The 4,657-nt window shown below is 71.2% G+C and carries 4 protein-coding genes and 1 rRNA gene; 4 read left to right on the forward strand and 1 reads right to left on the reverse strand.

The genetic code is table 11. The features are described 5' to 3' along the window. Positions 1-136 precede the first annotated feature (136 nt). Positions 137-253: ribosomal RNA gene (gene rrf, locus ABD978_RS19855) — 5S ribosomal RNA — on the forward strand. Between the two features lie 1,420 nt (positions 254-1,673). Continuing rightward, positions 1,674-2,450 carry a tetratricopeptide repeat protein gene (locus ABD978_RS19860; RefSeq protein ID WP_345356238.1) on the forward strand — a complete coding sequence of 259 codons (777 nt, stop codon included), beginning with the start codon at positions 1,674-1,676 and terminating at the stop codon, positions 2,448-2,450. A 46-nt stretch (positions 2,451-2,496) separates the two neighbouring features. Here ABD978_RS19860 and ABD978_RS19865 read toward each other — a convergent pair whose 3' ends face one another. Then, the gene (locus tag ABD978_RS19865) at positions 2,497-3,423 is read right to left on the reverse strand and encodes an MBL fold metallo-hydrolase (protein ID WP_345356242.1); all 927 of its coding nucleotides are present in this window, start codon (positions 3,421-3,423) and stop codon (positions 2,497-2,499) included. 118 nt (positions 3,424-3,541) lie between these two features. Between ABD978_RS19865 and ABD978_RS19870 the strand changes: the two genes are divergently transcribed. Both ABD978_RS19870 and ABD978_RS19875 read left to right on the forward strand, forming a co-directional pair. Next, entirely contained in the window at positions 3,542-3,973 is a 432-nt protein-coding gene (locus ABD978_RS19870; protein ID WP_345356245.1) for a single-stranded DNA-binding protein, read from the forward strand. 194 nt (positions 3,974-4,167) lie between these two features. Then, positions 4,168-4,657, forward strand: a 490-nt coding sequence (locus ABD978_RS19875; RefSeq protein WP_345356248.1) for a hypothetical protein, incomplete at its 3' end; no start/stop codon positions are given.

Raw genomic sequence — 4,657 nt, forward strand, 5'->3', positions numbered from 1 at the left:
AGCACCGTGAGGTGTGGAGTTGACCGGTACTAATAGGCCGAGTGGCTTGACACACACTCTTATTGTTCGCGTTCACTATGCGGTTCCCGGGACACGGCCGGGAACACTGACCCCGAGACCGGTCTCATTTGATCGTTTCGGTGGTTATGGCGAAGGGGAAACACCCGGTCCCATTCCGAACCCGGTAGTTAAGCCCTTCAGCGCCGATGGTACTGCACTGGAGACGGTGTGGGAGAGTAGGACGCCGCCGGACACTTACACAAAAAGGGCCGCCTTCCGAGGCGGCCCTTTTTGTATGTTCAGGGCACAATGGAGTCGACAGTGCTCCCCCAGTGAAACGGTTTGATGTGATGAGCGCGGAACGAGATCAACGCGACGGCGACGGGCGCGATCGGCGTTCACGGCCGGGACGCCAGGACCGCGCGAGCGGTTCTTCGAGCGGATCTCGCGGTCGTCAGGGGGGTGCCCCGAAATCGTCCGGTGGCTTCACCAACCGCGGGGGAAACCGGGGGCGGCGTGACGACTCCGCCGGCGGATACGGCGGTGAGCGCGCCGGATCGCCGGGCAATCGCTCCGGTGCCGGTCGACCCGGCAGGTTCCAGAAACCGGGCGGTGCTCAGCGCCCGGGCGGTTTCACCAACTCTCGGGACGATGAGGCCGAGGGGCGTTCTGAGGCTCGCCGTCCGAGGCCCTTCCGCACCAACGAGGCCGAAGGCACGAGCGGACGAAGCCGGTTCCCACGACGAGACGACTCCGGCGGACGTGGCGGAGCCAGGACGGGTGGCGGCCGTCCGGCCTCTTCCGGAAACTGGCGTAGCGACCGTGGCGCTCAGGGCGGCCGCCCGGCCGACTGGCGCGACAAGGAAGGGCGTTCGGCTCAGCGTCCCAGCGATCGCTCTCCGAGGCGTGAAGGTGAGGGGAACGAGCGTCGGCAGGACCGCGACTTCCGTCCCCGGGACGGCCGGACCGGCGGCCCGCGCACCCCAGGTCGGCGAGATGAGGGCCGTACCGGCGGCCGCGGCGGTTTCACGCGTGAGGAAGGCACCCAGCGCCGTACGGGCGCCGGCGGCGCGCCCCGCCGAGACGATCGGCCTGGTGGCGGCGCGCGCCGGGATGACCGGCCTGGTGGTGGCGCCGGTGGGTACCGGTCGCGCGACAAGGAAGGCTTCCGCAGAGACGATCGGCCTGGCGGGGGCGCGCGCCGGGATGACCGGCCTGGTGGTGGCGCCGGTGGGTACCGGTCGCGCGACAAGGAAGGCTTCCGACCCCGGGAGAAGGGGCAGGAGGGCTTCCGGTCCCGCGAGGGCGGCACGGAGCGTTTCCAGTCCCGCGAGGAGGGCGCGAGCGGGTTCCAGCGCCGTGACGGAGGCCGTCGTGACTTCCGTGACAGGCAGGGCGGCGGTCCTCGCGGCGGCCGTGATGAAGGCCAGAAGGGTGGCTTCCGGCGGCGCGACGACGCCCAGGGCGGACGCCGGCCCGCCGAGCGGGGCGCGCGCCGACCCGGACGTGACGATCGGTCCTCGGCCGCTCCACGGCCGCGCCGTGACCCCGGCCCGCCCGTTCCCGAGGACGTCTCCGGCGCCGAGCTCGACGCGGCGGCCCGGGGCGAACTGAAGACGCTGCCGAAGGACCTCGCGACAGAGGTCGCCCGCCACCTGGTGATGGCCGGCCGGTTGATCGACGAGGAGCCCGAGCTCGCCTACCAACACGCGCTCGCGGCCCGCGGACGCGCGGCGCGGGTCGGCCTCGTCCGTGAGGCCTGCGGGCTCGCGGCCTACCACGCCGGCCTCTGGTCGGTCGCCCTGTCCGAGCTTCGGGCGGCCCGGCGGCTGACCGGCCAGGAGGCGTACCTCGCCATCATGGCCGACGCCGAGCGAGGACTCGGTCGGCCCGAGCGTGCTCTGGACCTGGCCAAGTCGGACGAGGCGCGCCGCCTGCCGCAGGCCGAGGCGATCGAGATGCGCATCGTCGAGTCGGGCGCCCGCCGCGATCTCGGTCAGCCCGGCGCGGCGGTCCTGGCACTTCAGGTCCCAGAGCTCAAGGACGAGCGGTGGCGGCCGTGGTCGGCGCGGTTGTTCTACGCGTACGCCGACGCACTCGTCGCGGCGGGCCGGGACGACGAGGCGGTCGACTGGTTCGCGCGAGCCGCGGCGGCCGACCGTGACGGAGAGACGGACGCCGCCGAGCGTTACGCCGAACTCGAGGGTCTGGAGATCATCGACACCGAGTTCGCCGACACGGAGACCGGTGACGACGCCGATCTGGATCCCGACGCGGACCGGGCCGCGGCCTCCGAACCGAGCACCGGAACGACGTCCGAGGCCGCTACGGCGAAGCCCGACGTGAGCACCGCGGCGGAGTCGGTGACGGACACCGGCGCGGCTGCGGAGCCGGGGGCGGACGCCGACACCGGGCCCGAGAGCGCTCAGCGGGACGCCGAGGACCAGTGAGGCACGAGGCCCGCGCCCGTCCCGATCGCCGGGACGGGCGCGGGCCTCAGCGCGTCTCCAGCGCGTGCATGATCCCCGCGACGTTGTTGCGGGCCGCGCTGATCACCTCGATCTTCTCCGCCACCCGCGGATCGGCGTCCGGCGCGAGCGCGCGGTACCGGCCGTCCGTGCGCTCGCGGACCATGGCGACCGCGTGGTCCAGGTCGAGGCGCTGGTCGTGGGCCTCAGCGACCAGTTCCACCCAGAGCCGGAGCTCCTCCTCCGACCTGTCGAGCGTCTCGTCGACCAGTTCGACCGGCCCGAAGTGGCTGAACAGCAGCCGCGACGGCCGGAGCGCGCGGAAGCGGGCGAGCGACGCCAGGGCGGTGTCCAGATCGAAGTCCGGAGGCGGCGTCGCGGGGCGCACGTCGGCGGTCTCCGGGATGTAGACGCCGGCGGCGTCACCGACGTACAGGTCTCCGGTCAGCGAGTCCAGCAGACCGACGTGGTGCTTGGCGTGCCCGGGCGAGTGGTGGCTCTCCAGCCGCCGCCCACCGCCGAGGTCGACCTCGCCCACGTCCTCCACCGCCCGGATGCGTACGGCGTCGGTGGGCTTGAGGTCGCCGAACAGTGTGTCCAGCGCGTCGCCCCACACCATCCGGGCGCTGCGCATGAGCCGGCTCGGGTCGGCCAGGTGCCGGGCGCCCTTCTCATGAACGACGATCTCGGCGTTGGGGAACATCTCCGCGATGTCGCCGACCCCGCCCGCGTGATCGAGATGAATGTGCGTGACGACGACGGTCGCCAGGTCCGCCGGGCCGATGCCCGCGGCCGCCAGCGCGTCGCGTACGACGGGGGCGGAGTTCCCCGCGCCGGTCTCCACCAGGCAGGGCCGGTCGGAGCGGATGAGATATCCCGCGGTGATCCCCGTGTATCCGGCCATCCTGGTGTCGATCTCGAAGACGTCGTTGCCCAGGTCGGTGATCAAATCCATGCGGGCCTCCGGGTTTTCCACAGATGCGGGGAGCGGGGTTACGTCGTCCTGATCGACCGCCCCATCGTAAAGACAACGCCACCGGCGCACAGTGTGGCGGTCACGAGGGGAGCAGATCATGGACACCGGCGAGGAGCCCCTGCCGCGGGGCGGCACGTCCGACGTCGTCTCGTCGGGTTCCGACCCGCGTCGCGCCGTCGGAGCGACGGCCCACGTCAACGAGATCGTCTTGGTCGGCCGGCTCTCCGGAGCACCGGAGTGGAAGTCGTTACCCGGCGGCGGGCAGGTCGCGGTCTGGCGGCTCATCGTCGAGCACCGGGACGCCCGGTCGCCCCAGGACGCCATCGACACGATCCGCTGCGTCACCTATGACGCCTCGGTGCAGGACGGCGTCCGCGGCTGGCGGCATGGGGACGTCATCGAGGTCCGCGGATCCCTGCGGCACCGTTTCTGGCGCGGCCCGGAGGGCCCCCGAGGGCTGTACGAGGTGGAGGCCGCGGTCGCGCTCCGCCGCCATGGTGGGGCCTCGGGAGACGGGGCGCCAGTGTGACCGTGCGCCCGTCGCGCGCCGTCTGCGCGCGGCGGGCGACGCCAAAGCACCAGGAAGTCGGCGGTCAGGGCGATTTGTTGCATGCCCGGCGCAGGATTTAGATCACATATGAAGATCAACAATCTTTACCCCGAAAGTTGATCTTGCTGACTAGCGTGTCGATCATGCAGATCTCCCGTCTATGTAACCGGGGCATGGTCGGTCTTCTAGCAGCCGGCGCGCTGCTGGGAACGTCCATCGCGCCGGCCCAGGCCGACACCGACCCGCCGCCCATCAGCGCCATCGCGGACAAGCTTCAGCAGACGATGGACGGCCTGAGGTTCCAGGACGTCCTCGACACCGACCCGGTCACCACGGCCACCGCCGCGCGCGCCCTCATGGCGAACTCGGTGGACAAGGACGCCAAGACGCCGGAGCAGCGTGCCAAGACGTATGCCGCAGCGGCGGGCAACCAGCCGATCTTCCAGCAGCCACAGCTGGACGTGACCGTGATCGAACTGGACGAGAACAATCGGCCGGTGTCGTCGGGCACGGTGCTGATGAGCCCGCAGTACCCGCACGGCAAGGTCATCCCGGTCGACAAGAACTTCCACACCAGTGACGTGCGGTGGCGGCAGTGGGACGACGCGGGCTGGTACACCAACCACGCTCAGGGCACGATCGACGTGGTTCCGGGGCGGGAGA

This window comes from Actinoallomurus liliacearum, from assembly GCF_039542035.1.
GTDB classification, from domain to species: Bacteria; Actinomycetota; Actinomycetes; order Streptosporangiales; family Streptosporangiaceae; genus Actinoallomurus; species Actinoallomurus liliacearum.

Coding starts and splice junctions, on each gene's coding strand:
- ABD978_RS19865 (WP_345356242.1), bottom strand. CDS start 3,423: ATGGATTTGATCACCGACCTGGGCAACGACGTCTTCGAGATCGACACC.
- ABD978_RS19870 (WP_345356245.1), top strand. CDS start 3,542: ATGGACACCGGCGAGGAGCCCCTGCCGCGGGGCGGCACGTCCGACGTC.